27 protein-coding genes, 1 tRNA gene and 3 pseudogenes are annotated in these 26,774 nt (G+C 70.0%); 18 read left to right on the forward strand and 13 right to left on the reverse strand.

Annotation, left to right across the window (positions count from 1 at the left end; all coding sequences use genetic code 11):
- Positions 1-125: 125 nt before the first annotated feature.
- Positions 126-419, reverse strand: a complete 294-nt coding sequence (locus ABZ956_RS17400) for a hypothetical protein (RefSeq protein WP_361893917.1) — start codon at positions 417-419, stop codon at positions 126-128.
- Positions 420-473: 54 nt separating this feature from the next.
- On the opposite strand from ABZ956_RS17400, the gene holA reads away from it, so the two are divergent.
- Positions 474-1,460: a DNA polymerase III subunit delta gene (gene holA, locus ABZ956_RS17405; RefSeq protein ID WP_361893657.1), complete on the forward strand. Its 987-nt coding sequence runs from the start codon at positions 474-476 to the stop codon at positions 1,458-1,460.
- Between the two features lie 279 nt (positions 1,461-1,739).
- On the opposite strand, the gene rpsT is transcribed toward holA, so the two are convergent.
- Entirely contained in the window at positions 1,740-2,006 is a 267-nt protein-coding gene (gene rpsT / locus ABZ956_RS17410; protein WP_361893660.1) for a 30S ribosomal protein S20, read from the reverse strand.
- A 206-nt stretch (positions 2,007-2,212) separates the two neighbouring features.
- Between rpsT and lepA the strand changes: the two genes are divergently transcribed.
- The 4 genes from lepA (at position 2,213) to hemW (ending at position 9,416) form a co-directional block, all read left to right on the forward strand.
- Positions 2,213-4,075, forward strand: coding sequence for a translation elongation factor 4 (lepA, locus tag ABZ956_RS17415; RefSeq protein WP_361893663.1), 1,863 nt, complete (start codon positions 2,213-2,215; stop codon positions 4,073-4,075).
- A gap of 176 nt (positions 4,076-4,251) precedes the next feature.
- Positions 4,252-6,141: a long-chain fatty acid--CoA ligase gene (locus ABZ956_RS17420; protein WP_361893666.1), complete on the forward strand. Its 1,890-nt coding sequence runs from the start codon at positions 4,252-4,254 to the stop codon at positions 6,139-6,141.
- A 221-nt stretch (positions 6,142-6,362) separates the two neighbouring features.
- Complete coding sequence (locus tag ABZ956_RS17425) at positions 6,363-8,156, forward strand: ATP-binding SpoIIE family protein phosphatase (protein WP_361893920.1); 1,794 nt, start codon at positions 6,363-6,365, stop codon at positions 8,154-8,156.
- 27 nt (positions 8,157-8,183) lie between these two features.
- On the forward strand, positions 8,184-9,416 hold the full coding sequence (hemW, locus tag ABZ956_RS17430) for a radical SAM family heme chaperone HemW (protein WP_361893669.1): 1,233 nt from the start codon (positions 8,184-8,186) through the stop codon (positions 9,414-9,416).
- Positions 9,417-9,604: 188 nt separating this feature from the next.
- Here hemW and ABZ956_RS17435 read toward each other — a convergent pair whose 3' ends face one another.
- Entirely contained in the window at positions 9,605-10,441 is an 837-nt protein-coding gene (locus ABZ956_RS17435) for a DUF3097 domain-containing protein (protein ID WP_361893671.1), read from the reverse strand.
- A 28-nt stretch (positions 10,442-10,469) separates the two neighbouring features.
- Positions 10,470-11,213 (reverse strand): MBL fold metallo-hydrolase, encoded by a 744-nt coding sequence (locus ABZ956_RS17440; protein ID WP_361893674.1) that lies wholly within the window; start codon positions 11,211-11,213, stop codon positions 10,470-10,472.
- 210 nt (positions 11,214-11,423) lie between these two features.
- On the opposite strand from ABZ956_RS17440, the gene hrcA reads away from it, so the two are divergent.
- The 4 genes from hrcA (at position 11,424) to ABZ956_RS17460 (ending at position 15,566) form a co-directional block, all read left to right on the forward strand.
- Entirely contained in the window at positions 11,424-12,440 is a 1,017-nt protein-coding gene (gene hrcA / locus ABZ956_RS17445) for a heat-inducible transcriptional repressor HrcA (RefSeq protein ID WP_361893677.1), read from the forward strand.
- Complete coding sequence (gene dnaJ / locus ABZ956_RS17450; protein WP_361893680.1) at positions 12,441-13,580, forward strand: molecular chaperone DnaJ; 1,140 nt, start codon at positions 12,441-12,443, stop codon at positions 13,578-13,580.
- A gap of 111 nt (positions 13,581-13,691) precedes the next feature.
- A complete protein-coding gene (locus tag ABZ956_RS17455) occupies positions 13,692-14,756 on the forward strand; it encodes a nitronate monooxygenase (RefSeq protein ID WP_361893683.1) in 1,065 nt (354 codons plus the stop codon).
- Positions 14,757-14,816: 60 nt separating this feature from the next.
- Positions 14,817-15,566 (forward strand): 16S rRNA (uracil(1498)-N(3))-methyltransferase, encoded by a 750-nt coding sequence (locus ABZ956_RS17460; protein ID WP_361893686.1) that lies wholly within the window; start codon positions 14,817-14,819, stop codon positions 15,564-15,566.
- Between the two features lie 90 nt (positions 15,567-15,656).
- Here ABZ956_RS17460 and ABZ956_RS17465 read toward each other — a convergent pair whose 3' ends face one another.
- Complete coding sequence (locus ABZ956_RS17465; RefSeq protein WP_361893689.1) at positions 15,657-16,166, reverse strand: RICIN domain-containing protein; 510 nt, start codon at positions 16,164-16,166, stop codon at positions 15,657-15,659.
- Between the two features lie 469 nt (positions 16,167-16,635).
- Between ABZ956_RS17465 and ABZ956_RS17470 the strand changes: the two genes are divergently transcribed.
- From ABZ956_RS17470 to ABZ956_RS17480, 3 genes are all read left to right on the forward strand, one after another.
- Positions 16,636-17,073: a GNAT family N-acetyltransferase gene (locus ABZ956_RS17470; protein ID WP_361893691.1), complete on the forward strand. Its 438-nt coding sequence runs from the start codon at positions 16,636-16,638 to the stop codon at positions 17,071-17,073.
- Between the two features lie 306 nt (positions 17,074-17,379).
- Positions 17,380-17,532: a hypothetical protein gene (locus ABZ956_RS17475; RefSeq protein WP_361893694.1), complete on the forward strand. Its 153-nt coding sequence runs from the start codon at positions 17,380-17,382 to the stop codon at positions 17,530-17,532.
- A gap of 26 nt (positions 17,533-17,558) precedes the next feature.
- Positions 17,559-18,692 carry a glycosyltransferase gene (locus tag ABZ956_RS17480; RefSeq protein WP_361893697.1) on the forward strand — a complete coding sequence of 378 codons (1,134 nt, stop codon included), beginning with the start codon at positions 17,559-17,561 and terminating at the stop codon, positions 18,690-18,692.
- A 114-nt stretch (positions 18,693-18,806) separates the two neighbouring features.
- On the opposite strand, the gene ABZ956_RS17485 is transcribed toward ABZ956_RS17480, so the two are convergent.
- Positions 18,807-19,304 (reverse strand): hypothetical protein, encoded by a 498-nt coding sequence (locus tag ABZ956_RS17485; protein WP_361893700.1) that lies wholly within the window; start codon positions 19,302-19,304, stop codon positions 18,807-18,809.
- Between the two features lie 242 nt (positions 19,305-19,546).
- Entirely contained in the window at positions 19,547-20,056 is a 510-nt protein-coding gene (locus ABZ956_RS17490; protein WP_361893703.1) for a hypothetical protein, read from the reverse strand.
- Between the two features lie 244 nt (positions 20,057-20,300).
- Between ABZ956_RS17490 and ABZ956_RS17495 the strand changes: the two genes are divergently transcribed.
- Complete coding sequence (locus ABZ956_RS17495; protein WP_361893706.1) at positions 20,301-20,651, forward strand: hypothetical protein; 351 nt, start codon at positions 20,301-20,303, stop codon at positions 20,649-20,651.
- Between the two features lie 152 nt (positions 20,652-20,803).
- Here the strand turns inward: ABZ956_RS17495 and ABZ956_RS17500 are convergent.
- The 5 genes and pseudogenes from ABZ956_RS17500 to ABZ956_RS17520 form a co-directional block, all read right to left on the reverse strand.
- Positions 20,804-21,445: pseudogene (locus ABZ956_RS17500) on the reverse strand (IS5 family transposase); the annotation flags it as partial.
- A 305-nt stretch (positions 21,446-21,750) separates the two neighbouring features.
- Positions 21,751-22,488 carry a hypothetical protein gene (locus tag ABZ956_RS17505; RefSeq protein ID WP_361893708.1) on the reverse strand — a complete coding sequence of 246 codons (738 nt, stop codon included), beginning with the start codon at positions 22,486-22,488 and terminating at the stop codon, positions 21,751-21,753.
- Positions 22,489-22,657: 169 nt separating this feature from the next.
- A complete protein-coding gene (locus tag ABZ956_RS17510) occupies positions 22,658-22,879 on the reverse strand; it encodes a DUF397 domain-containing protein (RefSeq protein WP_361893711.1) in 222 nt (73 codons plus the stop codon).
- A gap of 41 nt (positions 22,880-22,920) precedes the next feature.
- On the reverse strand, positions 22,921-23,121 hold the full coding sequence (locus ABZ956_RS17515; RefSeq protein WP_361893713.1) for a DUF397 domain-containing protein: 201 nt from the start codon (positions 23,119-23,121) through the stop codon (positions 22,921-22,923).
- Between the two features lie 14 nt (positions 23,122-23,135).
- The gene (locus tag ABZ956_RS17520) at positions 23,136-23,987 is read right to left on the reverse strand and encodes a helix-turn-helix transcriptional regulator (protein ID WP_361893716.1); all 852 of its coding nucleotides are present in this window, start codon (positions 23,985-23,987) and stop codon (positions 23,136-23,138) included.
- 154 nt (positions 23,988-24,141) lie between these two features.
- On the opposite strand from ABZ956_RS17520, the gene ABZ956_RS17525 reads away from it, so the two are divergent.
- The 5 genes and pseudogenes from ABZ956_RS17525 to ABZ956_RS17545 all read left to right on the forward strand — a co-directional run.
- A complete protein-coding gene (locus tag ABZ956_RS17525; RefSeq protein ID WP_361893718.1) occupies positions 24,142-24,747 on the forward strand; it encodes an ATP-binding protein in 606 nt (201 codons plus the stop codon).
- Entirely contained in the window at positions 24,744-25,001 is a 258-nt protein-coding gene (locus tag ABZ956_RS17530; RefSeq protein WP_361893720.1) for a DUF6255 family natural product biosynthesis protein, read from the forward strand. Before ABZ956_RS17525 ends, ABZ956_RS17530 begins: the two co-directional genes overlap by 4 nt.
- A gap of 123 nt (positions 25,002-25,124) precedes the next feature.
- Positions 25,125-25,502: a DUF6294 family protein gene (locus ABZ956_RS17535; RefSeq protein WP_361893722.1), complete on the forward strand. Its 378-nt coding sequence runs from the start codon at positions 25,125-25,127 to the stop codon at positions 25,500-25,502.
- A gap of 97 nt (positions 25,503-25,599) precedes the next feature.
- Positions 25,600-26,022 (forward strand): annotated as a pseudogene (locus ABZ956_RS17540) (winged helix-turn-helix domain-containing protein); the annotation flags it as partial.
- A 22-nt stretch (positions 26,023-26,044) separates the two neighbouring features.
- Positions 26,045-26,269 (forward strand): annotated as a pseudogene (locus tag ABZ956_RS17545) (transposase); the annotation flags it as partial.
- 348 nt (positions 26,270-26,617) lie between these two features.
- Here ABZ956_RS17545 and ABZ956_RS17550 read toward each other — a convergent pair.
- Positions 26,618-26,689, reverse strand: a tRNA-Cys gene (locus ABZ956_RS17550).
- Positions 26,690-26,774: the final 85 nt, after the last annotated feature.

A 26,774-nucleotide genomic window follows, 5' to 3' on the forward strand; every position in this document is an offset into this window, starting at 1 on the left:
CGCGGGCGGCGGCGCCATGGGGCCGTGTCCGCCGGGGTGGCGTCTTTCGGCCGGGCGCCACCGGGGCGGTCGTGTCTGCGGGGAAGCGCGGGGAGCGTGCCGTTCTGCCTGCGGGAGGGCGTGGGTCAGCCCACTTCGAGCCAGCCGTCGTACTCCTCGGCGAGCTCGCGCAGCGCGGCGGCGTCCAGCTCGCCGTCCGGGTCCTCCAGGACCACCAGCCACTGGGCGTCCTCGGCGTCGTCCTCGCCGGCGAGGGCCTCGCGGACGATCTGGGGTTCCTCGTCGAGGCCGAAGCGCTCGGAGGCCTCGTCCGCGGCCTCGCCGGCGGCGTCGCGGTCGGGGAGCACCAGGAGGTGTCGTACGGGATCTGACGCATTGGAATGGGGGAAAGCGCTGCTCACCCGCACATTGTGCGGCATGCCGCGCCGGCCGCGGAGGGGGGAGTGTCACTGGCGCATGGGATGCTGGACGCGATGGCCAGGAAGACTGCAACCGACGACCTGCTCGCCCCCGTCACGCTCGCCGTGGGCCAGGAGGATCTCCTCCTCGACCGCGCCGTGCAGGAGGTGGTGGCGGCCGCCCGTGCCGCCGACGCCGACACCGACGTGCGGGACCTCACCTCCGACGCGCTGCAGCCCGGCACGCTGGCCGAGCTGACCAGCCCGTCGCTGTTCGCCGAGCGCAAGGTCGTGATCGTCCGCAACGCCCAGGACCTGTCCGCGGACACGGTCAAGGACGTGAAGGGCTATCTCGGCGCCCCCGCCGAGGAGATCACGCTCGTCCTGCTGCACGCGGGCGGCGCCAAGGGCAAGGGTCTGCTGGATGCCGCGCGGAAGGCCGGGGCCCGCGAGGTCGCCTGCCCGAAGATGACGAAGCCGGCCGACCGCCTGGCGTTCGTGCGCTCGGAGTTCCGGGCGACCGGCCGCTCCGCGACGCCGGAGGCGTGCCAGGCCCTGGTGGACGCGATCGGCAGTGACCTGCGTGAGCTGGCGAGCGCCTGTGCGCAGCTCGTCGCCGACGTCGAGGGCACCATCGACGAGGCCGTCGTCGCCCGCTACTACACGGGCCGTGCCGAGGCGTCGAGCTTCACCGTCGCCGACCGGGCCGTGGAGGGCCGTGCGGCGGAGGCCCTGGAGGCGCTGCGCTGGGCCATGTCCACGGGCGTCGCCCCCGTCCTGATCACCAGTGCCCTGGCCCAGGGCGTCCGGTCCATCGGCAAGCTCGCCTCGGCCCCCCGGGGGGCCCGCCCCGGCGATCTCGCCCGGGAGCTGGGCATGCCGCCCTGGAAGATCGACCGGGTGCGGCAGCAGATGCGGGGCTGGACCGCGGACGGCGTCGCCGCGGCGCTGACCGCCGTCGCGGAGGCGGATGCCGGGGTCAAGGGTGGCGGGGACGATCCGGAGTACGCCCTGGAGAAGGCCGTGGTGGCCGTGGCCCGGGCGGCGCGCAGCCGTTCCTGAGCGGATCTCTCACCGATCCCGCCCCGCCCCCCGGCCACTGTGGGCTGTGCCCTCGTTGTTTTTCCTGCGTCCGTCCGGCCGGCCGGCCTCGGAACGTCCGAAGGCCCCGGCCGCCCTGGGGAAGGGCGGCCGGGGCCTTGGGATCGTCGAGTGAGCCGTCAGGCTCGTGCCGCACCCGCGTGGCGAACGACCGAGTGCGGCGGGGTGCCGGTCCGGAGCGGTAGAGGGGCCGCTGGGTCCGTGCCGGCGAGGAACCGGGGCTCATGCCCCGGAGCGGCTTCAGCCCTTGAGAGCGGCAGCCTGCTGGGCCAGCGAAGACTTCTTGTTGGCGGCAGCGTTCTTGTGGATGACGCCCTTGCTGGCGGCCTTGTCGAGCTTCTTGCCGGCCAGCGCAACGGCGGCGGTGGCCTTCTCGGCGTCGCCGCCGGCCAGGGCCTCGCGGGCCGCGCGGACGAAGGTCTTGACCTCGGACTTGACGGCCTTGTTACGCAGGCGCGCCTTCTCGTTGGTCTTGTTCCGCTTCATCTGGGACTTGATGTTCGCCACGAAAGAGCCTTTTCAGGTTCGATTGGATTTCGATAGTGCCGTGTACGTGTGAGAGGCACGACAGGCACAGTGGACCAGGCTACCAGTACGCCCTCCGGCCTCCCAAACCGGACCGTACCCGCCGGTCATGGGACCATGGTGAGGTCGTATACCCGACTCCCGCCGAGACCAGCGTTCAAACGCCGAAGTCACCGAATGGATCCTGCGTGCCCGCGACCCCTACCAACGTGCCGGAGCCGAGCCGTACCGACCCGGCTCTGATCCGTAACTTCTGCATCATCGCGCACATCGACCACGGCAAGTCGACGCTCGCCGACCGGATGCTCCAGCTGACCGGCGTGGTCGACCAGCGGCAGATGCGTGCGCAGTACCTCGACCGGATGGACATCGAGCGCGAGCGCGGCATCACGATCAAGTCCCAGGCCGTCCGTCTCCCCTGGGCGCCTACCGAGGACAAGGGCAACACCCACATCCTCAACATGATCGACACGCCGGGCCACGTCGACTTCACCTACGAGGTCTCCCGCTCCCTGGCCGCGTGCGAGGGCTGCATCCTCCTCGTGGACGCCGCCCAGGGCATCGAGGCCCAGACCCTCGCCAACCTCTACCTGGCGATGGAGAACGACCTCACGATCATCCCGGTCCTCAACAAGATCGACCTGCCGGCCGCCCAGCCGGAGAAGTTCGCCGCCGAGCTGGCGAACCTCGTCGGCTGCGAGCCCGAGGACGTGCTGCGGGTCTCCGCGAAGACCGGCGTCGGCGTCGACGAGCTGCTCGACAAGGTCGTCGCCCAGGTGCCGGCCCCGGTCGGCGTCAAGGACGCCCCGGCCCGCGCGATGATCTTCGACTCGGTCTACGACTCCTACCGTGGCGTGGTCACGTACGTCAGGGTCGTCGACGGTGAGCTCAAGAAGCGCGAGCGCATCAAGATGATGTCGACCGGCGCCACCCACGAGCTGCTGGAGATCGGCGTCTCCTCGCCCGAGATGACGCCCTCCGACGGCCTCGGCGTCGGCGAGGTGGGCTACATCATCACCGGCGTGAAGGACGTGCGGCAGTCCAAGGTCGGTGACACGATCACCTCCCAGCAGAACGGCGCCACCGAGGCGCTGGGCGGCTACAAGGACCCCAAGCCGATGGTGTTCTCGGGCCTGTACCCGCTGGACGGCTCGGACTACCCGGAGCTCCGCGAGGCCCTCGACAAGCTCCAGCTCAACGACGCCGCGCTCGTCTACGAGCCGGAGACCTCGGCCGCCCTGGGCTTCGGCTTCCGCGTCGGCTTCCTCGGCCTGCTCCACCTGGACGTGGTCCGCGAGCGGCTCGAGCGCGAGTTCGGCCTCGACCTCATCGCCACCGCGCCCAACGTGGTCTACAACGTGCGGATGGAGGACGGCACCGAGTACGTCGTCACCAACCCGAGCGAGTTCCCCGAGGGCAAGATCGCCGAGGTGCACGAGCCGGTGGTCAAGGCGACCGTGCTGGCGCCCAATGAGTTCGTCGGCGCGATCATGGAGCTGTGCCAGTCCCGCCGCGGCTCGCTGCTGGGCATGGACTACCTCTCCGAGGACCGCGTCGAGCTGCGCTACACCCTCCCCCTCGCGGAGATCGTCTTCGACTTCTTCGACCAGCTGAAGTCCAAGACCCGCGGCTACGCCTCGCTCGACTACGAGCCCACCGGCGAGCAGAGCGCCGACCTGGTCAAGGTCGACATCCTGCTGCACGGCGACAAGGTCGACGCCTTCTCCGCGATCACGCACAAGGACAAGGCGTACGCCTACGGCGTCCGGCTGGTCGCCAAGCTGCGCGAGCTCATCCCGAGGCAGAACTTCGAGGTGCCGATCCAGGCCGCCATCGGCTCCCGGGTCATCGCCCGTGAGACCGTCCGCGCCATCCGCAAGGACGTCCTCGCCAAGTGCTACGGCGGTGACATCTCCCGTAAGCGGAAGCTGCTGGAGAAGCAGAAGGAAGGCAAGAAGCGCATGAAGATGGTCGGCAGCGTGGAGGTCCCGCAGGAGGCCTTCATCGCGGTGCTGTCCAGCGACGAAGGCGGGGAGAAGGGCAAGAAGTAGCCCTGATCCACTGTCGGCAAGGTGCCCGTTCCCGTCAGGGGGCGGGCACTTTTGCGCAGCCTCTTCTCATAGGCCGCCAGGGACTCTTACGCGATGGGCCCTTCGGCTCTAGTCTGATCACTGCTTGGAAGGTTACTCGCGAGTCACCAGCAACGTAGCGGGCCCCGGAGGATGCCGTGACCGAGACACAAGCTTTGATCGAGAACCGGCCGTCGTCCGTGGCGACGCTGTTCCTCGAACGGGTCGAGGCCACACCCGACGCCGAGGCCTACCGCCACCCGGTGCCGTCGCCGTCCGGCAGCGGACCCGACGCCTGGGCCTCGCTCACCTGGCGCCAGGCCGCCGACCGCGTCTTCGCGATCGCCGCGGGCTTCATCGACCTCGGCATCCTGCCCGAGCAGCGGATCGCGCTGTCCTGCGCCACCCGCCTGGAGTGGATCCTCACCGACCTCGGCATCATGTGCGCCGGCGCCGCCACCACGCCCGTCTACCCCAGCACCAACGCCGACGAGACCGCCTTCATGCTCTCCGACGCCGAGTGCCGGGTCCTCGTCGCCGAGGACGCGGCCCAGCTGGCCAAGGCCCGGCAGCGCCGCGCGGAGCTGCCCGACCTGGCGCACGTCGTCGTCATCGAGACCGCCGACGCCGTGCCCGCCGAGGACGACCCCGAGGGCTGGGTGATCTCCCTCGCCGAGCTGGAGCAGCGCGGCGCCGCCCACCTGGAACAGCACCCCGACGCCGTCCGCGAGCGCGTCGAGGCGCTGCGCTCCGACCAGCTCGCCACCCTCATCTACACCTCCGGCACCACCGGCCGCCCCAAGGGCGTACGGCTGCGGCACGACGCCTGGTCGTACATGGCGCGCGCCATCCAGGCGACCGGGCTCGCCCGCCCCGACGACGTGCAGTACCTGTGGCTGCCGCTGGCGCACGTCTTCGGCAAGGTGCTCACCGCCGGGCAGATCGGCGTCGGGCACGTCACCGCCGTCGACGGCCGCGTCGACAAGATCATCGAGAACCTGCCGGTCGTCCGGCCCACGTACATGGCCTCCGTACCGCGGATATTCGAGAAGGTCTACAACGGCGTGGCGGCCAAGGCCCGCGAGGCCGGCGGCGCCAAGTACAAGATCTTCCGCTGGGCCGCCGGGGTGGCCCGCGAGTACGCCAAGGTCTCCCAGGACAACTTCCGCCGCACCGGCAGCAAGGCCGTGCCCTTCGGCCTCGCCGCCAAGCACCGCGTCGCCGACGCCCTCGTCTACGCCAAGATCCGCGACGCGTTCGGCGGCCGGCTGCGCGCCTGCGTCTCCGGCGCCTCCGCCCTCGCCCCCGACATCGGCTACTTCTTCTCCGGCGCCGGCATCCACATCCTCGAGGGCTACGGCCTCACCGAGACCAGCGCCGCCAGCTTCGTCAACCCCGGCGAGGCCTACCGCACGGGCACGGTCGGCAAGCCGCTGCCCGGTACCGAGGTCCGTATCGCCGACGACGGGGAGGTCCTGCTGCGCAGCCCCGGCGTCATGGAGAGCTACCACCGGCAGCCCGAGAAGACCGCCGAAGTCCTCGAATCCGACGGCTGGTTCCACACCGGCGACATCGGCGAGCTCTCCCCGGACGGCTATCTGCGCATCACCGACCGCAAGAAGGACCTCATCAAGACCTCGGCCGGCAAGTACGTCGCGCCCGCCGAGATCGAGGGCCGCTTCAAGGCCGTATGCCCGTTCGTCTCCAACATCCTTGTGCACGGTGCCGACCGGAACTTCTGCAGCGCCCTCATCGCCCTGGACGGCCCGGCGATCCTGGGCTGGGCGAAGGAGCGGGGCATGGCGGGCCGGTCGTACGCGGAGGTGGTCGCCGCCCCCGAGACCCAGGAGCTCGTCGAGGGCTATGTACGCGAGCTCAACGAGGGTCTGCAGCGCTGGCAGACCATCAAGAAGTTCCGGCTGCTGCCCCGCGACCTCGACGTCGAGCACGGCGAGCTGACCCCCAGCCTCAAGCTCAAGAGGCCGGTCATCGAGCGCGAGTACAAGGGCCTGATCGAGGAGATGTACGAGGGCTCCCGGGAGGGCTGACCCCGCGCGAGGCCACTCGTAAGGCTCACTTACCCCACTCCTCGCCCCTGAGCGCAGACGGTCTGTCACTCTGGCCCTGGTGAATTCCGCACTATGCCGTATGCGGTCAGGAGCGTCACGTGAGGACATCACCAACCGCGGGCAAGGACGGGCCGGTCGCACGTACACCGGCCCGTGGGCTCCGTGCGACGACCGGCCCCGGTGGCGCCGACGGCCCGCCCATGGCCCGTACGAGCCTGCCCGGCGACGCCCGCGCGCCCTCGGCCGCCCGCCGGTTCGTCCGGTCCGTGCTCGCCGGCTGGAACGCCCACGCCATGGTCACCGACGATGCCACGCTGCTGGTCAGCGAGCTCGTCACCAATGCCGTGGTGCACGCCGGCACGTCCGTGGACCTGGAGTGCCGGCTGGACCCGGCGCCCGGCGGGAGCCTCGTCGTGGAGGTCACCGACCACCACCCCGCCCGCGAGTTCCGGGCCTGCCCGCGCCCCGCCGCCGGCGACCGCGAGGGCGCCGCGCACGGGGGCCAGGGGCTGCGGCTCGTCGCCGAGCTGGCCGAGACCTGGGGCACGGCCTACCGGCGCACGGACAAGACGGTCTGGTTCCACCTGCCGACGTCCCCAGCAGCCGAGCACAGCGCCCTCTCCGAACAGGCACTCCTGCGCGACCTGCGCGTCGCCGAGATCCTCGCCCCCGGCACCCGCCCCGAGCCCGCCGGCCGCCGCGCCGGCGACCGCAGCCACCACCGCGCCCTGTCCTTCCTCGCCGAGGCGTCCGAGCTGCTCGCCGGGCAGTTCGACGAGGACATGGTGGCCTCCCTCGCCACCCAGCTCGCCGTGCCCCGCCTCGCCGACTGGTGCGCCGTCTGGCTCGACGTCGAGGGAGCCCCCGGCACCATCCGGCCCGTGCCCCGCCTCGCCCGCGTCTGGCACGCCCGCGAGAACCGCATCGAACCCCTCAGGCTCGCCCTCCAGCGGACCCCGCCCGTCCTGCCCGCCGCCGGCCGCGCCGTCCCCTGGCCGCAGAGCCAGTACGGGCGCTGCCGGGCGGACGGCCCGCACACCACCCACGCACCGGAGGGCCCGCACGGGCCGGACGGCCCCGTCGACGGCACCGCGCTGGCCTGCCGGCTCGTCGCCGGCGGCCGCGGCATCGGCACCCTGCTCCTGGGCCGCAGCGCCCCCGCCGCCATGGCCGGCGACGTCGCCTCCCTCGTGGAGGACTTCGCCCGCCGCGTCGCCCAGGCCCTGGCCTCCGCCCGCCAGTACACCCGCCAGGCCACCATCAGCCGCATCCTCCAGCGCGGACTGCTGCCCCGCGGCGTCGCGGAGATCCCCGGCGTCGACAAGGCCGTCGTCTACGAACCCCGCGGCGACGCCTCCGCGGGCGGCGACTTCTACGACGTCTTCGGCGTCGGCGGCGGCCGCTGGTGCTTCGCCCTCGGCGACGTCTGCGGCAGCGGCCCGGAGGCCGCCGTGACCACCGGCTTCGTCCGTCCCTGGCTGCGCCTGCTGGCGAAGGAGGGCTACGGCGTCGCCGACGTCCTCGACCGCCTCAACCGGCTGGTGTGCGAGGAGGCCGCCGAAGCGGCCGAGAGCGGGGCGGCGCCACGCTTCCTGTCGCTGCTGTACGGCGAGCTCGTGCCCCACGGCAAGGGCGTGCGCTGCACCCTCGCCAGCGCCGGGCACCCGCTGCCGCTGCTGCTGCGCCCCGACGGCTCGGTGCGGTCCGCCGCCGCACCCCAGACGCTGCTCGGCGTCGTCGAGGACGTCGGCTACGGCAGCGAGACCTTCGACCTGACCTCCGGCGACACCCTGCTGTGCGTCACCGACGGCGTCACCGAGCGCAAGTCCGGCAACCGGCTCTTCGACGACGGGGACGGCCTCGCCGCCGCCCTCGCGGGCTGTACGGGCCTGACGGCCGAGGGCGTCGCCGGGCGGATCCGGCGCGCGGTCCACGGCTTCTCACGGACCCCGCCGGACGACGATCTGGCGCTGCTGGTGCTCCGGGCCGAGTAATCCCCGCCATGCCGGACAATGGAACGCATGCCTTCCGTACTGCCCGATGGTGAACCCATGCCCGAGGACGGGGCACTGCCCCGCCACGCCCTCGACGGCTCCGGGCAGCGGCCCCTCGGCTTCTACCTGCACGTCCCGTACTGCGCCAGCCGCTGCGGCTACTGCGACTTCAACACCTACACCGCCAGTGAGCTGCGCGGCTCCGGCGGCGCGCTCGCCTCCCGCGACAACTACGCCGACACCGTCGCCGAGGAGATCCGCCTGGCCCGCAAGGTGCTCGGCGACGACCCGCGCCCGGTCGAGACCGTCTTCGTGGGCGGCGGCACCCCGACCCTGCTGCCCGCCGCCGACCTCGGACGCATGCTCGCCGCCATCCGCGACGAATTCGGGCTCGCCGACGGCGCCGAGATCACCACCGAGGCCAACCCCGAGTCCGTCGACCCCCGCTATCTGGAGGAGCTGCGGGCCGCCGGCTTCAACCGCGTCTCCTTCGGCATGCAGAGCGCCCGGCAGCACGTCCTGAAGATCCTCGACCGTACGCACACCCCGGGCCGCCCCGAAGCGTGCGTGGCCGAGGCCCGCGCGGCCGGGTTCGAGCACGTCAACCTCGACCTGATCTACGGCACGCCCGGCGAGAGCGACGACGACTGGCGCGCCTCCCTGGACGCGGTCATCGGCGCCGGCCCCGACCACGTCTCGGCCTACGCCCTGATCGTCGAGGAGGGCACCCAGCTCGCCCGGCGCATCCGCCGCGGCGAGGTGCCGATGACGGACGACGACGTGCACGCCGACCGTTACCTGATCGCCGACGAGAAGCTCTCCGGCGCGGGCTTCGCCTGGTACGAGGTCTCCAACTGGGCCACGACCGAGGCCGGCCGCTGCCGGCACAACGAGCTCTACTGGCGCGGCGCCGACTGGTGGGGCGCGGGCCCGGGCGCCCACTCCCACGTCGGCGGCGTGCGGTGGTGGAACGTCAAGCACCCCGGCGCCTACGCGCAGGCGCTGGCGGAGGGACGCTCGCCGGGCGCGGGCCGCGAGGTCCTGGCGGACGAGGACCGGCGCGTGGAGCGGATCCTGCTGGAGCTGCGGCTGGTGGAGGGGTGCCCGCTGGATCTTCTCCGGCCGACCGGTGCGCGGGCGGCGGCCCGCGCGCTCGCCGACGGTCTGCTGCAGGCCGGCCCGTACGAGGCCGGACGCGCGGTCCTCACGCTGCGGGGACGGCTGCTGGCGGACGCGGTGGTGCGGGATCTGGTGGATTAGAGGGTCCCCTACCCGCCCTTTCACCGTTTCTTGTCCTCAAACGCCGGACGGGCTGGATTTGGCGCCGGTTCGGGCACGAATCCGGCCCGGTTCCGGGCAACAATTCAGCCCGTCCGGCGATTGAGGACCGGGGTCCGGGGCGGAGCCCCGGTTGCGGGAAGGGGCGGGGCGGGGAGAAAAGCCCCTGGTCACTCCACCGGTGCCGTCACGAAGTCGATCAGCTCCTCCACGCGCCCCAGAAGCTGCGGCTCCAGGTCCTTGTAGCTCCGCACGGCGGAGAGGATCCGCTGCCACGCGGCGCCCGTGTTCTCCGGCCACCCCAGGCCCCGGCAGACGCCCGTCTTCCAGTCCTGCCCCCGCGGCACCCGCGGCCACGCGGAGATGCCCACGGAGGACGGCTTCACGGCCTCCCACACGTCGATGTAGGGGTGGCCCACCACCAGCACGTGCTCGCCGGTCACCCCGGCGGCGATGCGGGACTCCTTCGAGCCCGGCACGAGGTGGTCCACCAGCACGCCCAGACGGGCGTCCGGGCCGGGGGCGAAGGACGAGACGATGGCCGGCAGGTCGTCGATGCCCTCGAGGTATTCGACGACGACGCCCTCGATGCGCAGGTCGTCGCCCCAGACGCGTTCCACGAGCTCCGCGTCGTGGCGCCCCTCGACGTAGATGCGCCCGGCGCGTGCCACGCGCGCCCGTGCTCCGGGGACGGCGATGGACCCGGAAGCCGTGCGGGCGGGGGCCTGCGGGGTGCGCGAGGCGGGGGCCGGGCGTACGAGGGTGACGACGCGCCCCTCCAGGAGGAAGCCGCGGGGCTCCATGGGGAAGACGCGGTGCTTGCCGAAGCGGTCCTCGAGCGTGACCGTCGGGCCCTGAGCTGTCTTCTCGCAGCGGATCACGGCGCCGCAGAAGCCCGTCGTGACCTCCTCCACCACGAGGTCCACCTCGGCCGGCACCTCGGGAGCCGGCGTGTTCCGCTTCCACGGGGGCGTCAGATCGGGGCCGTACTGTCTGCTGCTGCGCATGCGGGCCATTGTGGATCACGACGGTGGTTCACGACACGCCGAAGCGCCCGGCCAGCACGCCGCGTTGCCGCCGTACGAAGGCGGCGTCCACCACCGCGCCGTGCCCCGGCACGTACAGCGCGTCGTCGCCGCCGAGCGCGAGCAGCCGGTCGAGCGCGCCCGGCCAGGCGTGCGGCAGGGCGTCCGGGCCGGCCTGCGGTTCGCCGGACTCCTCGACCAGGTCGCCGCAGAAGACCACCTCCGGCGCCCCGCCCGTCCCGGGGACGAGCACGGCGAGGTCGTGCGCCGTGTGGCCCGGCCCGACGTTCGCCAGCAGCACCCGCCGCCCGCCGCCCAGGTCGAGCGTCAGCTCGCCGGAGACCGGGTGCTCGGGCCGGACGAGCAGTTCGACGGCCTCGGCGGCGACGTCGGGCTCCACTCCGTGCCGTACCGCGTCCCACCGCAGCTCGTCGCGGTCGCGCCGCAGCACCTCGGCGACGCCCACCGCCCCGTACACCTGCACGCCCGCGAAGGCGGCCGTGCCCAGGACGTGGTCGAAGTGGGGGTGGGTCAGTGCGATGTGCGTCACGGGCAGCGCGAAGAGGTCCTGCACCTCGCGGCGGATCTCCACCCCTTCGTGCAGGGAGGAGCCCGTGTCGACGACCAGGACGCCCGTGGCGCCCGCGATGGCGCCCACCGTCGCGTCCCAGCCCGGCAGCCTGCGGCGTACGACACCCGGCGCGAGCCGCTCCCAGCGCGCCCCCGCGGCGGGGGGATCCCCGTGATTCTCCATACCGCGACGCTAGCCGCAGAGCGGTACCGTTGCCTGCCCGGAGGAGCGCGGGAGGCTCGCGGCGGGGACGGCCCTTGCCCTGGCCGTGGGGCCCGGCCGTACACTGGCTGAAGGGTTCTGGCACTCGTGACCTTTGAGTGCCAAGGGTGAAGACCCTGTGAGACCCGCAGGACCGTAAGACGGCTGGACCACTGACTGGAGGTGCGCGCGATGCTGAGCGAACGCAGGCTCGAGGTGTTGCGCGCCATCGTTCAGGACTATGTGGGCACCGAGGAGCCGGTCGGCTCCAAGGCCCTCACCGAGCGGCACCGCCTGGGTGTCTCCCCGGCCACGGTGCGCAACGACATGGCCGCGCTGGAGGACGAGGGCTTCATCGCCCAGCCCCACACGAGCGCCGGCCGCATCCCGACCGACAAGGGCTACCGCCTCTTCGTCGACAAGCTCGCGGGCGTCAAGCCCCTGTCGACGCCGGAGCGGCGCGCCATCCAGAACTTCCTGGACGGCGCCGTCGACCTGGACGACGTGGTGGCCCGTACGGTGCGGCTGCTGGCGCAGCTGACCCGTCAGGTCGCGGTGGTGCAGTACCCCTCGCTGACCCGTTCGACCGTGCGCCACGTGGAGCTGCTCTCGCTGGCCCCGGCCCGCCTGATGCTCGTGCTGATCACGGACACCGGCCGGGTCGAGCAGCGGATGGTCGACTGCCCGGCGCCGTTCGGCGAGACCTCGCTGGCGGATCTGCGGGCGCGGCTGAACAGCCGCGTCGTGGGACGCCGCTTCGCCGATGTGCCGCAGCTGGTGCAGGACCTCCCCGACTCCTTCGAGCAGGACGATCGCGGAACCGTTTCCACGGTTCTCGCCACCCTGCTCGAGACGCTGGTCGAGGAGACCGAGGAGCGGCTGATGATCGGCGGCACCGCCAATCTCACTCGTTTCGGTCATGACTTCCCGCTGACGATCCGGCCCGTGCTGGAGGCGTTGGAGGAGCAGGTCGTGCTGCTGAAGCTGCTCGGCGAGGCCAAGGACTCGGAGATGACCGTGCGCATCGGTCATGAGAACGCCCATGAGGGACTGAACTCCACATCCGTCGTCGCGGTCGGCTACGGTTCGGGCGACGAGGCCGTCGCCAAACTCGGCGTGGTCGGACCGACCCGCATGGACTACCCCGGAACGATGGGAGCGGTACGCGCAGTGGCACGTTACGTCGGACAGATCCTGGCGGAGTCGTAAGTGGCCACGGACTACTACGCGGTCCTGGGCGTACGGCGTGATGCCTCGCAGGACGAGATCAAGAAGGCCTTCCGCCGTCTCGCGCGCGAGCTGCACCCGGACGTCAACCCGGACCCGAAGACGCAGGAGCGGTTCAAGGAGATCAACGCCGCTTACGAGGTGCTCTCGGACCCGCAGAAGAAGCAGGTCTACGACCTCGGCGGCGACCCCCTGTCCTCCTCGGGCGGCGCGGGTGCGGGCGCCGGCGGCTTCGGCGCCGGCTTCGGCAACTTCTCCGACATCATGGACGCCTTCTTCGGCCAGGCCTCGCAGCGCGGTCCGCGCTCGCGCACGCGCCGCGGCCAGGACGCCATGATCCGGCTCGAAGTCACCCTGAACGAGGCGACCTTCGGCACGACCAAGGAAATCCAGGTCGACACGGCCGTCGTCTGTACGACCTGCAGCGGCGAGGGCGCGGCTCCGGGCACGTCCGCGCAGACCTGTGACATGTGCCGCGGCCGCGGCGAGGTCTCGCAGGTCACGCGGTCCTTCCTGGGCCAGGTCATGACCTCGCGCCCCTGCCCGCAGTGCCAGGGCTTCGGCACCGTGGTGCCGACCCCGTGCCCGGAGTGCGCCGGCGACGGCCGCGTCCGGTCGCGGCGGACCCTGACCGTGAAGATCCCCGCCGGTGTCGACAACGGCACCCGCATCCAGCTCGCGGGCGAGGGCGAGGTCGGCCCCGGCGGTGGCCCCGCCGGCGACCTCTACGTGGAGATCCACGAGACGCCGCACCCGGTCTTCCAGCGCCGTGGCGACGACCTGCACTGCACGGTCACCATCCCGATGACCGCCGCCGCCCTCGGCACGAAGGTGCCGCTGGAGACGCTGGACGGCGTCGAGGAGATCGACATCCGCCCGGGCACGCAGTCCGGCCAGTCGATCCCGCTGCACCAGCGCGGCGTCACCCACCTGCGCGGCGGCGGCCGTGGCGACCTCATCGTGCACGTCGAGGTGACCACCCCGGCCAAGCTGGACCCGCAGCAGGAGGAACTGCTGCGCCAGCTGGCGAAGATCCGCGGCGAGGAGCGTCCGATGGGCGAGTTCAAGCCGGGGCAGCAGGGGCTGTTCTCGCGGCTGAAGGATGCGTTCAACGGGCGGTAGCCGCGTGGGCGATGACGTTCCCGAACGCCGGGCGGGCCGGATCTCTTTGGCCCGCCCGGCGTTCGCGTCCGCCTGAGCGGGCGTCCGGTGGGCTTGTGACACGATGTGCTCATGGCTCCGTTCACCGGACTGTTCGAGCATCCGATCGTGCAAGCCCCCATGGCGGGCGGCGGCTCCTGCCCCTCGCTCGCCGCGGCCGTCTCCGACGCCGGTGGCCTGGGCTTCCTGGCCGGCGGGTACAAGACGCCGGCGGCCATGTACGAGGAGATCAAGCAGCTCCGTGCCCGTACGGCCCGGCCCTTCGGCGTGAACCTCTTCATGCCGCAGCCGCCCGCCGCCGACCCGGCGGCCGTGGAGGTCTACGCCGAGCAGCTCGCGGGCGAGGCCGCCTGGTACCGGACCCCGCTGGGGGAGACGGACCAGGCCTGTGACGACGCCTACGACGCCAAGCTCGCCATCCTCCTCGACGACCCGGTGCCGGTCGTCTCCTTCACTTTCGGGTGTCCCGCCCGTACGGCGGTGGACGCCCTGGCGAGGGTGGGCACGGTGACCGTCGTGACGGTGACGTCCGTCGCCGAGGCGCAGGCAGCGGTGGAGGCGGGCGCGGACGCGCTCTGCGTCCAGGGCGTGGAGGCCGGCGGCCACCAGGGCACGCACCGCGACGATCCGCACGCGGACGGCGCGGGCGCGGGCGTCGGTCTGCTGGCGCTCCTGGCCGAGGTCCGCGAGAGCGTGCCGCTGCCCATCGTCGCGGCGGGCGGCCTGATGCGCGGGTCGCAGATAGCCGCCGTCCTCGCCGCCGGCGCCTGCGCCGCGCAGCTCGGCACGGCGTTCCTGCCCTGCCCCGAGTCCGGCGCGCACGCCCTGCACAAGCAGGCCCTCACCGATCCGCGCTACGTACGGACCGAACTGACCCGGGCCTTCTCGGGCCGCCCCGCCAGAGGGCTGGTGAACCGTTTCATCCGGGAGCACGGCCCGTACGCCCCGGCCGCGTACCCCCAGGTCCACCACATGACGTCCGGTCTGCGCAAGGCGGCCGCGGCGGCCGGTGACCCGCAGGCCATGGCCCTGTGGGCCGGCCAGGGCCACCGCCTGGCGCGGGAGCTTCCGGCGGCGGAGCTGGTGGCGCTGCTGGCGGCCGAACTGGGCGCGGCGCGGGCGGCGTCGGGCCACTGAAACACCGGGCGGCCAGGTCACCTGGCCGCCGAGTCATTGCAGCGAGAGAGCGAGTACGTCATGACAGCGCCGGTCTTCCTGGTCGAAGAGGACGCCCTCACGGGAGTCTTCCCCGGCACCGTCTTCCCCCTCGACGGCCCCGAGGGCCGGCACGCGGTCTCGGTCCGCCGGCTGCGCGTGGGCGAGGAGATCGTCCTGACGGACGGGCACGGCACGGGCGCCCACGGCACCGTCGCCGCCGTCGAGGGCAAGGACCACCTCGACGTCGCGGTCACCTCCGTCCGCTCCGAGCCCCTGCCGCAGCCGCGCATCACGGTCGTCCAGGCCCTGCCGAAGGGCGACCGCGGCGAGCTGGCGGTCGAGACGATGACCGAGACCGGCGTCGACGCGATCGTGCCGTGGGCGGCCTCCCGCTGCGTGACCCAGTGGAAGGGCGACCGGGGCCTGAAGTCCCTGGGCAAGTGGCGCGCCACCGCCCGCGAGGCGGGCAAGCAGTCCCGCCGCCTGCGCTTCCCCGCCGTGGCCGACCTCATGACGACCCGCCAGGTCGCCGCCCTCCTGTCGGACGCGGCCTTCGCCGCGGTCCTGCACGAGGAGGGCAGCACCCCCCTCGCCACCGCCGACCTCCCCCCGACGGGCGACATCGTCCTGGTCGTGGGCCCCGAGGGCGGCGTCTCCCCCGAAGAACTCACCGCCTTCGCCGAAGCGGGCGCCCACCCGTACCGCCTCGGCCCGAGCGTCCTGCGCACCTCGACGGCCGGCACGGCGGCAGCGGCGCTCCTGCTGGGGCGGACGGGGCGGTGGGGCTGAGGGGGACGGCCCAGGGCGGCTGGGTCCACGGCAGGTGATGAGCCCGGCGATGTGCGTCGCCGGGCTCATCCGTTGATCCCCCCGGGTCGGTTACCGGCGTGCGTTCCTGGCGCCCTCGGCGAGGGGCAGGTATTGCTGGGCCGGGGCGCGTGAGCAGGTCTTGAGGGTCAGCGGCTGGTTCTGGCCGTTGTCCTGGATGCAGCCGTGCGAGAACTTACGGCTCTGGAAGGCCGAGCCCTGGTCGTTCACGTTGAAGTCCCAGTACTGCGCCTGGAGATTGGTGTTGCAGCTCTCTAGCGCGATGTTCTTGTTGATTCCCTTGGCCGTGACGCACTTGCCGTGGCGCCGGTCCACGATCTGATAGCCCGGAAGCTTTCCGGACTGCAGTCGGAACTCCTGCGAAGTGGTTCCGTCGGGCGAGTACGCATACAGCACGTCCACCTTGTAGGAGTCGAAGTTCCGGTCGGTGGCTACGTTCTGGAACTGGTACCACACGTCAGCCGTGGGCGCGGCCGCCGCCGGGGCTCCGGAGGCCAGTACGCCGCCGCCGAGCAGCGCGGCCGCGGACAGTGCGATGGCGGCCTTCTGGATTTTCCTCATGCTGCTTTCCCTTCCTCGGGTTTCGCAGTGCAGGAATTCACCGGGGACTTCCGTCCCGACCGCGAACCTAGGGGCCGGCCTCGCCGTGGGCCAGCAGCATTCGGGACAGAGTCCCCCTCAAATATCGAATGTTCAACCTGGCCGCATTCCCGCGCCGCCCCCGCCCCGGGCAAGCCCGCGAAAACAGCCGACCCTCTTCTGGCCGTAATCCGACCAGGGCCCGGGTGGGAAATTCCGGTCTGCCCGGCAGGCCGGGCCGGGTCACCGGGGGAACGCGCCACCCTGGCGAAGTCGCGACATCGCCGCTCTGCCGGAGGCCGGGCGTCCGGCTTTCGGACACGTCCACCGCGGCCCGCCGTCCGCGTCGACGGCCTGATCGCACGAGGATGCGCGTGGCCGAATGTGTGGCTTGCCCCGGCCTCTTGAAACTCGATGGTGTTCAGGGCGACTTGTGCGCGTACTGCGGCTCATGACTGCTGAAGAGAAGCCGGTGCCGACTGTCGGCGGGAGCGACGAGGCGCTCACCGAACGCCTGGAGCATGAGCTGGACGCCTTCAACGACGCGGCCACCGGCTGCGCCGAGCACGGCGAGCTGTCGGTCAAGGTGACGGACGAGGACGGGCAGCTGATCGGCGGCCTGACCGCCTGGACCTGGGGCGGGCTCTGCGGCATCGAGCTGCTGTGGGTGCGCGAGGACCGCCGCGCCGACGGCTGGGGCACCAAGCTGCTGCGGGCGGCCGAGGCCGAGGCCATGCGGCGCGGCTGCGACCGCGCCACCGTCTCCTCGTACACCTTCCAGGCCCCCGGCTTCTACCAGCGTCACGGGTACGCCGAAGTCGGCCGCGTACCGGGCGTGCCCGGTGGGCACGAGGATGTGTACCTGTTCAAGAAGCTGGGTGGGGAATGAAGACGTGATGCCACCCCGGGGCGCCGGGTTGCCGTGCCCTGACGCTCCTGGCAGCACTCCGCGCACCGGCGCCGCCGTGGAAGGCCGGCCCCGGTACGCGGAGCACTGCCTCTCTTCGCGCTAGGGCGCTGGGGACTGTCCGACGGGTCGGCACAGGCCCTGCGAAGGTGCTCCGAATCGGAGTGGCCATCGGCATTGCATTCGAGCGGGGTCCGTGGGAGAAGTGCTAGGGCGGACGGCCGCCGTCCTGCCTGTTCGAGGTACGAGGCGTGAGGTGCGTTCGGTCCGGATCCAGGAGGAGGAATAGTGAGTGGTCGCAGCCGAGTGACGTATGAGCTGGACGAGGGCTACTTGTTGTTCGACATGGAAAGCGACGACTTGACGCTCGCCGACAGTGACAGCTGCGGCTTCGGGAATCTGGTAGGGATGGCGGATCCGATGCCGGACGATCTTTCCTGACGTTACCGATGGCGATGCCGTGGCAAGTGCCGGTCGAGCTGCTTCCGGTCCTCGTGCTGGCGGTCTTGGGCCGGGTCGAACGGGCCAGTCGTCTGCGAGCCGCCCGCCGGTACCGGCCCGCTCGGCGCGGCCATCGGGAACCGGTAGCCGTGGTGTGTCCCGTCTACCGGGAAGACGCGGCTCTCTTCGGCCGGGCCCTGCGCTCGTGGGCCGGCAACGACGTGGCGGAAATCGTCTGTGTGATCCACGAAAACGACACCGCATGCATTGAGGTCGCGCGGGCGCACGGCGTACGAGTGATCGTGACGGCGGACAGGGACAAGCGCCGGTCCCTGTGTACCGGCTGGGAGGCGGTCACGGCGAACCTCGTCGCCCTGGTGGACTCCGACACGGTCTGGGCCCGCGGTCTTGTGCCCACCGTCTGCGCACCGTTCGTGGACCCGACGATCGGCGGAGTAGCGACCCAGTCGTTCGTGCTGGAGCCGAATACGTTCTGGGAGGAAATCCGCCGCGGGCGAGGGCCGATCACCGTGATGGCGGCCCAGACTGTCCGGGGACAAGCATTGGGGTGCCTCCCAGGCCGCACTGCCGTCTATCGGCGCACAGTGCTGGAACAGATCGGCCCTGGCCTGGTGAATCAGTCGTTCCTTGGAGTGCGCTGCGGTCCCGGTGACGACACCCGGCTCTCCCTGCTGACCCTGCGGGCCGGCTATCGGACCGTCCTGCAGGCCAACGCACACGTATGGTCCCGCTATCCCAACACCCTCGGCGGCCTGGTCCGCCAGAGACTGCGTCATCAACGCAACAGCTGGCGCGAGCACTTGATCGCACTGTCCGGCGGATGGATCTGGCAGCACCCCTACCTCGCGCGCTGCATCACCGTATCGGCGGTCTTGCGCCTGAGCTTCCCCCTCAGCACGGCCTACTTCATCTGGCTGGCACTATCCGGTGAGCTCCTCGCGCCGGCAGCGGTCTTGGCCTGGTGGTTCGGCCGCCGTCTCCTGCGCACCAGCCGTGCACTGCACCGCGCTGGCCGGCAGCGGGGCCTCGCCTTCAAGCTCCTCGCCATCGACATCCTCTCCCGCACTCTTGACGCCTTCGCGCTTCTCACCATCCGACGCCAAGGCTGGCTCACCCGCGGCAGTGACCAGGTCACCTGAAGCCGCAGGCAGCCCGTGTGGCTCCCTCGGAGAAGACGTTGGGGAGAGCTTGCGGTGTCGCCGGCCGGTTGCTCGGGTGAGGCGTGAGGAGACCAGCCGACGCACCAGCCAGATTTACCAGTCTGCGCCGGGCTCCTGGTGGTGCCAGAGCCGGTCAGCACTGTCAGTGGCTCGGTAGAGCGCGAGGTGAGACCAGCCACCCGTTGCGAGAGTGACCTGCGTGACGGCCAGGTTGCGGTTCGTCGCGGGCCTGAGGGTCCACCATCCGGTATCCCCCACCACCGCGTCCAAGTCTGTGTGCTCTGGGACGAACTCCCACCTCTGGTCCAGGTCACCAGTGACCTTTTGCAGCACCACCTTTACGTCGACCGCAGCGGCAGACGCCAGCTGCAGGCACACGGCCGGGTCCTTCGCGTTGCGCACCAACCAGGTACCGCCATCCTGCCGTTCCAGGTTCCACCGCGTGACCTGGTTGCTGTCAAAGGAGGAGGCACGCGTCGTGATCACCTCGGATCCAGGTGACGTGTTGTTCTCCGCCCAGGCGCTCAGACGGCTGCCGTCCGCCCTGTTGACGATCTCCCGGCTGGGGCGCATGGAGCTGTTGCTGCTCATCGCATCTATCCCTCTCGCCAACGACGAATGTGCGGGCCTACGGGATTGCTCAAGCCCACGAGGCGTACCCATGGCTTACGCCATGCAGACCTTCATTCACTCGTATGAGTGACTGAAGGTGAATATGGACTTGATCGAGCTCGACGGTATGCAGCGACGCCTCCTCGGCGTCAGCTCCCCAACCGATATTGGCTGATACAACACTGGGGCTGCCCGGTGGGCTCTACGGCATGTCCGGCGACTCATGAGCGGAGCCATAGCCGGATTGCTGCGACGGTAACCGTCCCCTGGAAGACATAGGCTCGCTTGTCGAACCGTGTGGCCACGGCGCGGAAGTCCTTGAGGGCGTTCACGGTGCGCTCGACTTCGTTCCTGCGCGCGTACCGGTCCCGTTGCTGAGGGGCGTCACCCCACTGCCCCGGTGTGATCAGGACGGCCAACGGCCGGCAGCCCCCGTCACTCGCCAGATGAATCTTCGTTGTGAGTCCGCCTCGCGAACGGCCGATCCCCTCGTCGTCCCGATGCCATGCAGGAGAACGGCGTCGTCCCGGAACCCGTGCCAGCCGCCGGGCCCCGGCAGCGTGCTGGTGAACACGGCACACTGCGGAGTCCACACTCACCACACTCCAGTCGATCCGGCCCTCCGCGTCAGCGTCGGCCTGAACGGCCCGCAGGACCTTCTCCCACGTGTACTTCGGGAGGTGCGGCTCCAGCCGAGTCCACTCGCCGTCCGAAAGATCACTCCGCCCCACACCAAGCGGAACGAGGCACCAGCAAGGCGGTCATGGGACCCGCCGGACAGGCCCCAGGGCGTGTCCGAGGGAACGGCTCGACGACCGCCGAGCTTCCGAGACGTTCGTTGCGCGGAAGCGGGTGGGGCCATCACCCGCTTGCGCAGGACGACATGGCTTGATCATTAGCCGACCGTGGCGCTGGACGATCTTGTGCCGTACCCCGGGCGACCACAGGATTGGCCCGACGTTGAGGGAGGTCAACATGGTTACCTACATCAATTGGTGGACCAACAACCAGCCCGGGGAGCCGATCCGGCTCACCAACACGGAGGTCTCCAGCCAGAGCATGGTGCTCAAGTCCGGAGAAACGAAGCAGACCAGCGGCGTGGGCCTGCCCTGGGAGGACAAGGGCAGGTGGCTCTTCACCACGAAGCAGGGCAACTTTGAGCTGTATGAATCCTGGAACCGGATCGTCTACAAGCTCAACGGCTCAGGCAAGCAGGACCTCGGTGCGGCAGGCACCGTGATCGACAGGCAGCTCGTCATCAACGCCGACGGCAGCATCACCATCAACACGCAGGACTGGAAGCTGAACTGGCCGGTCCGGTCCTGACGGGATGGCGTCACCTCAACCACTGCTCCACATATGCGGTCGGCGCGTCGTGGAGAAACTCGGCCAGCTCGGTGGAGCAGTGAGGTGAGGGCGCGGGGCGCGGCGTCAGCGAGGTGGCGGACAGGCTTCAAGGGCTGTCCGCCAGGCCACGGGCGGAGCCAGAGCCGGATCGCGGCGAGGGTGACCGTACCGTGAAAGACGTACGCTCTCTTGTCGTATCTGGTGGCTACGGCCCGGGAGCCCTTGAGCGCGTTGATGGTCCGCTCGACCTCGTTCCTGCGGACATACTGCATCCGGTCGAAGCTGGTGGCCCCCAGGATGGACAACGGGCGGCAGCCGCCGTCGCTCGCCAGGTGGATCTTGGTGGTGAGCCCGCCGCGTGAGCGGCCCACTGCCTCGTCAGGCCGATCCTGAACGGGCCGCCTGCGCCGTCCTGGTATCCGTGCTGGCCGGTGACGGGCCCCGGCGGCGTGCTGGTGGGCACGGCACACGGTGGAATCCACGCTGACCACGCTCCAGTCGATCCGCCCCTCCGCGTCGGCGTCGGCCTGGACATGCTGAAGGATCCGGTCCCACGTGCCGTCCGCCGACCAACGCCGATGCCTGTCATGCGCTGTCTTCCACTTCCCGTACTGTGTGGGCAGGTCTCGCCACGGGATACCAGTGCGCTGGCGGAAGAGAATGCCGTTGATGACCGTGCGGTGGTTCTTCCACCGTCCGCCCCGTCCGACATTCTTCGGAAGGTGCGGCTCCAGCCGAGTCCACTCGCCGTCCGAAAGATCACTCCGCCCCACACCAAGCGGAACGAGGCACCAGCAAGGCGGTCATGGGACACGCCGGACAGGCCCTAGGGCTTGTGGTGCGCTTGCAGCACGAGCGCGAGCCTGGACCTTATCCATCGGAACAACTCCTGGCCAGGAGTTGTGGCAGCTGACTGGAGCACCTTGGTGATGTAGGCATCAGTGGATTCCTTGCCGTCCATCCAGCGATGCCCTGATGCGATGATCGCCGATTCACGCTCAGGCATGACGGTTCCCCCAACCTGTCTCTCGATGCGTTTGACGCATCTTCACTGTTTTACCCGCTGCCCGGCGTTCCGTCACCCGGTCTGGTCCATTCCGAGCGCGTTTGAGGCGCCGAACAAAGAAGCGAAGACCCATACATAGGTTTCCGGCACCTTGACTCTGGAAAGATCGCCGGGATTCGGCGCATCGACAATCAGCACCCCCTGGACTTCGTCCCCTGCCCAGGCTCCGTGAGCGAGGATCGATCTGTAACCTCCGCCCAGGGTGAAGTTCAATTGCGCATCGGGGTCGAGAATGTCCTTTGTGTAACTCGGAACTTTTTGTTCCATTACATGCTTCAGACTGGCAAATTTCTCGGAACGGTTACCGATCTCGTCGGGCGTGCCGTTCGGTCCGCCCGAGGCCACCTGCTTGACGAAGCGTTCGTTCTTCGTGTCGTACGAGTAGAACGAGCACCGCGCCCCGCCGCCCAGGCTCTCCGCCAGCAGCGGGGCCAGACGCTCATGGATCTGCGCCACCTTCGCGGGGGCTTCGGACGGTTTCGTGATGCTTTCGCCGATGTAATCGATGATCGGCGCCAGGAGTGCCTCGCGGCGGGTCCGTTCCTGGACGCGCGACTTCTTGTGCTGGCAGAACGCCCAGAGCGGGGGTGTCGTCGCCAGGACGGCGACAAGGGTGATCAGGGCGATCTGCGCGGCCCCGCCCCTCTCCTTGGCTATCCAGGTGATGACCGGCACCGTGCCGGCGGGCAGGACGGTGAATACGAGGATGAGCACGTCCTGCTTTTTGGAGCCGCTCTTGATGTCGGGCATTGCACCTTCTTCGGGGGTTTTCGATTACCTCTGATAGGGATTGGTGCCGCAGGTGGCACTCATTATCCCGAACCCCTTCGATTTCCGACTCCCGCCGCCCTCCGCTGGTGACGTGAAGGCCAGAGCTTGCAGCGATTTGGGGGCGCGTTTCGCGTTCCGCGCGCCCTGTTTACGGTGCCAGCGCCCCTGCCCGGTCGAAACGGCCCGCCTTGAGGGCGGATACGAGGGGGCGGAGCCTGTCCGGGGTGGTGGTGACGATGGCGTGGGGGTCTTCGCTTTCGCGGAGGTGGATTGTTCCTCCTGGGCCGGCGGCGAGGTTTATGCAGGAGGACGCCGCCTCGCAGTACGTAGACTTCTGCCAGTGCGACTCGGGCATATCGCGGCCTTTCATGCAGATTTAGTGATGCGTTGCATCGGATCACGCGATGGTGTTCAGGAGGCCAGCGCTGCCGCGCGGTCGAAACGGCCGGCCTTGATGCTGGATATGAGGGGGTGGAGTCTGTCCGGGGTGGTGGTGAGGATGGCGTGGGGGATGTCGCTTTCGCGGAGATGGACCAGTCCGGATGGGGAAGCGGCGAGGTAGAGGCAAGACGATGCCTCCTCGCTGTAGGAGGACTTCTGCCAGGTGAGCACGATTCTGGTTCCTCTCAGAGTGCCTTCGCGATCCGGTGGATCAGGTCACGGGAGGGGGCCGGGGGAAGAGAGACCTCTTGCATGCGGTTCAGGACCAGGCGGTATTTCTCCAGCTTCGCCGTCGCGTCGATCTGGGCGCCGCCTTGTGCGACGTCGAGCAGGACGGTGTCCAGCTGGGGCACCGGGCCGTGCAGGTAATCGACCCCATGTCCTGAGCTCGGGAAGGATGTGCCGCCGAAGGGGATGACCACGATGGTCACGTTGTCTCGCTCGCTCATGGCGGCGAGATGGTTGAGCTGGGCCCTGGCGGTGTCGATTCCGCCGAATTCCATCCGCAGTGCGGCTTCATGAATGATCGCGGTGTAGTGCGGCGGCGTGGCGCGGTAGAGGATGCTTTGCCGTTTGATCCGGTGCGAGACCCTGAACTCGATGTCGTGAGGCATGAGGGCCGGTACGGCTTCGCGGAAGATCGCCCGGGCGTAGTCGGTGGTTTGAAGCAGTCCGGGGATGTTGATGACCTGGGCAGCGCGTACGGCAGTCGCGTGGTGTTCGAGCTCAGCGAGATCGATGAGGCCCACCGGGAGCATCTCGCGGTACTCCTCCCACCAGCCACGTTTTCGTTCACCGGTCATCGCGCTCAGCGAGGCGACCAAGGCGTGGTCGGAGCAGTCGTAGTTGCGGGCCAGTGTGCGCACCCGCTCTGCGCTCACGCCGACGCGACCGGCCTCGATGTTGCTGATCTGTGCCTGGTTGGTCCCCAGCAGCCGCCCGGCTTCCGTCGAGGACATTCCGGCGCGTTCGCGTAGCTTGCGCAGCTCGGTGCCGAGGCGGAGCTGGCGTGCGGTGGGACTGCTTCTCACGGGCATGCGTTGTCTCTCTGTTCGTACACAGGACGCAGATGTCACCGATGCGGGTGGAGGGTGAACGGGTTCAACTCGTTGGGACAAATACCTTCACCTATAGGCGCTACGGTCTCAGCCAACCGCATCACGCCAACTCCAGCTTCCGCCAGGAGACTTCATGGCCACCGTATCTCCGGCGCCCCCCTGGTCCTACATCCTCGAACTGCCGCGCGACCCCCGCGCACCCGGCATCGCCAGAGTCACCACCCGGGCCGTCCTGGACAGCCACGGCATGACCGAGATCGCCGCCGACGCAACCCTGTTGACCTGTGAGCTCGTCACCAACGCCTACCTGCACACCGACGGCCCCTGCTCGCTGAGCCTGCGTGGCCGGCCGGGCGCGCAGCTCCGGGTCGGGGTGTGGGACACCAGCCCCGTCGTACCGCCCCCCTTCGACGGGGCGGCGGCGCCCGGAGACCGTGGCCCCGGCGGTGAGGCCGGGCGGGGGCTCGTGCTCCTGCGGATGTGTGCCGACAGCTGGGGGAGCCGTACGTACGACAAGCGCCGCTTCGGCAAGATGCTGTGGTTCGAACTGGGGCACCCACAACGGCGGATGTACAGGTCACCGGTGGACTGCGGCGAGTGCGTCGCGCTCGAGGCCGTGCGGCGGGCGGCCGTGGCTGCCTGCGACACGGCAGGGGCCGAGGATGCCGCGATCGCCGTACGGAGCCACTTCCGGGACGCGCATCTGCTGCCGCTGCCGCGACGGGGTGTGGCCCGGTGAAGGCGGGCCGGATCGCGGACCGTTGCGCGCACCGCTCCGGCTGGCGGCACTCCGGTGGTGAGGCGTGCTGCGAGACGTGCGGTGCCCGGCGGTTCTCGGACTACGGGGCGTTGCGGCCGGCGGGGTTGCCGCGCGTGGTGACGCCGGACGGGCCGGCGCGGCTGGCCGCGGACCGGGCGGCCGCCGGGTGGGTGGGGGAGGCGATGCGCCGCCGTCGCGGGCGGGTCCGGCCGCCCTGCCCTGCGCACCGCTAATCGCAGCATAAATGGCATCAGCACACTTTCGTATGCTCTCTTCCCGTTTCGGGCGTCCGGCGTACTCTTCGAAGGGTCATCTCCCCCTGAGGGGAGGGTGATCAGGGGAAAGGGGACGGCTAGATGGCCGGTTGCAGCGAAATGAGTACGGAGGGCGTCCTTCAGGAGGGGACGGACCTTGCGTCCAAGGTGTTCGTCTGGGATGTGCTCCGTGTCGGGGACTGTGAGCAGAGGGACGGCAGGATCGAGTTCAACTCGGACGGCTCGGGGTTGTGGAGCTGCGTCACCAAGACGTTTTCGACGGGCACCGGAGACATCTGGCATGCGCGGTTCTCGGTCAAGAACTCGACCGGGCTGACGCTCTTCCAGGTGGGAACCTTCGACAGTCCGGAGATGGACGACGGGAATCCACCCCCCGAGTACCCCTGGTCGAGGGTGTTCATCTTCGACGAGCGCGAATTCAACGACATCGGCGGGGTGACTCAGCATTACAGCTGCTGAAAATTCCTGTGGTTGTTCGCCACGGCCTTGTTACTGACTTTGAAGGCGGGTTGTCGTAGGGGCTGACGGTTGGTGATCGTCGCGGTATGCCGGGAAGGTGAGGTATCCGCAGGGTGGTGGGCTGACTGATGAGCGGCGGCAGTTCCGTGAGCGGATCCGCTTGGAAGCGGCCCGAATGTTCGCCGCCGGGCAGCCGAACGGGCTGGTCGCGAAGCAGTTACGGGTGAGTGTCCGGTCGGTCCAGCGGGGGCGGCGGGACTACGAAGCCGGCGGGGAGGCCGCGCTGCGGTCGACAGGCTCTGCCGGCCGGCCGAAGCTGAGCGACGAGTTGTTCGCGGCGCTGGAGGCAGAGCTGGACAAGGGCCCTGTCGCGCACGGCTGGCCGGACCAGAGGTGGACCCTGGCCAGGATCAAAACCTTGATCGGCCGCAGGTTCCACAAGAGCTTCACGCTCTCCGGCATTGCTCAGATGCTCCGGCGTCACGGATGGAGTCACCAGGTACCTGCCCGGCGGGCCCTCGGACTTCGTCGCCACTCACGTCTGGGTCACCGCCTTCCACCTGCCGCCCTACGCGCCCGAGCTCAACCCCGTCGAGGGCGTCTGGTCACTGCTGCGACGCAGCAGCCAGGCCAACACAGCCTTCACCGACGCCGACCACCTCGTCCGAGTACGGCGTCACGGCCTCCGCCAGATCCAATACCGCAGCCACCTCATCGACGGCTGCCTCACCGCAACCCACCTCCCGACCCGACGACAACGCCGCTGAAAGATCAGTGACGTACGTCACCGCGTACTCGTACGTCAGCTCGCCCTCCTTCAGGGCGACATCGCCGGGGAGGTTCGGCACGCGGCGGGCCTTGCCCACCGTCACCCGCAGGCCGTCCCGGTAGCGGGCCGTATCGCCCGGGGCCAACGGGCTGCCGTACTTCCCGCCCTGCGAGACCAGCTCCCCGGAGTGGTCGTACGGGTCCGCGTTGTCGACGAACCACGCGAGCGCCGCGACGAGGCAGGCGGCCAGTACGAGCAGCACCAGCGCCACCGTGCCGCAGCCGCTCAACAGCCTCGGCGCGAGGGCGAGCGCCGGGGCGGGGTCGGGCTGAAGAAATAAAACCAGAGGCCGTGACTGGAATCGAACCAGCGTAACTCGCTTTGCAGGCGAGCCCCTAAGCCGCTCGGGCACACGGCCGGGGTCGAAGCGTCGTGCCCTCCCCGACGGCTACGACCATACGTTCGCCCCGGCCCCGCTTCAATGGTGCGGACGCCACCGTCAT

Origin of the sequence: Streptomyces sp. NPDC046261, from assembly GCF_040646235.1 — a bacterium.
Classification (GTDB): Bacteria; Actinomycetota; Actinomycetes; order Streptomycetales; family Streptomycetaceae; genus Streptomyces.

Coding starts and splice junctions, on each gene's coding strand:
- ABZ956_RS17400 (WP_361893917.1), bottom strand. CDS start 419: ATGCCGCACAATGTGCGGGTGAGCAGCGCTTTCCCCCATTCCAATGCG.
- holA (WP_361893657.1), top strand. CDS start 474: ATGGCCAGGAAGACTGCAACCGACGACCTGCTCGCCCCCGTCACGCTC.
- ABZ956_RS17425 (WP_361893920.1), top strand. CDS start 6,363: ATGGCCCGTACGAGCCTGCCCGGCGACGCCCGCGCGCCCTCGGCCGCC.
- hemW (WP_361893669.1), top strand. CDS start 8,184: ATGCCTTCCGTACTGCCCGATGGTGAACCCATGCCCGAGGACGGGGCA.
- ABZ956_RS17435 (WP_361893671.1), bottom strand. CDS start 10,441: ATGCGCAGCAGCAGACAGTACGGCCCCGATCTGACGCCCCCGTGGAAG.
- ABZ956_RS17440 (WP_361893674.1), bottom strand. CDS start 11,213: ATGGAGAATCACGGGGATCCCCCCGCCGCGGGGGCGCGCTGGGAGCGG.
- hrcA (WP_361893677.1), top strand. CDS start 11,424: ATGCTGAGCGAACGCAGGCTCGAGGTGTTGCGCGCCATCGTTCAGGAC.
- ABZ956_RS17455 (WP_361893683.1), top strand. CDS start 13,692: ATGGCTCCGTTCACCGGACTGTTCGAGCATCCGATCGTGCAAGCCCCC.
- ABZ956_RS17460 (WP_361893686.1), top strand. CDS start 14,817: ATGACAGCGCCGGTCTTCCTGGTCGAAGAGGACGCCCTCACGGGAGTC.
- ABZ956_RS17465 (WP_361893689.1), bottom strand. CDS start 16,166: ATGAGGAAAATCCAGAAGGCCGCCATCGCACTGTCCGCGGCCGCGCTG.
- ABZ956_RS17470 (WP_361893691.1), top strand. CDS start 16,636: ATGACTGCTGAAGAGAAGCCGGTGCCGACTGTCGGCGGGAGCGACGAG.
- ABZ956_RS17485 (WP_361893700.1), bottom strand. CDS start 19,304: ATGAGCAGCAACAGCTCCATGCGCCCCAGCCGGGAGATCGTCAACAGG.
- ABZ956_RS17495 (WP_361893706.1), top strand. CDS start 20,301: ATGGTTACCTACATCAATTGGTGGACCAACAACCAGCCCGGGGAGCCG.
- ABZ956_RS17505 (WP_361893708.1), bottom strand. CDS start 22,488: ATGCCCGACATCAAGAGCGGCTCCAAAAAGCAGGACGTGCTCATCCTC.
- ABZ956_RS17510 (WP_361893711.1), bottom strand. CDS start 22,879: ATGAAAGGCCGCGATATGCCCGAGTCGCACTGGCAGAAGTCTACGTAC.
- ABZ956_RS17520 (WP_361893716.1), bottom strand. CDS start 23,987: ATGCCCGTGAGAAGCAGTCCCACCGCACGCCAGCTCCGCCTCGGCACC.
- ABZ956_RS17525 (WP_361893718.1), top strand. CDS start 24,142: ATGGCCACCGTATCTCCGGCGCCCCCCTGGTCCTACATCCTCGAACTG.
- ABZ956_RS17535 (WP_361893722.1), top strand. CDS start 25,125: ATGGCCGGTTGCAGCGAAATGAGTACGGAGGGCGTCCTTCAGGAGGGG.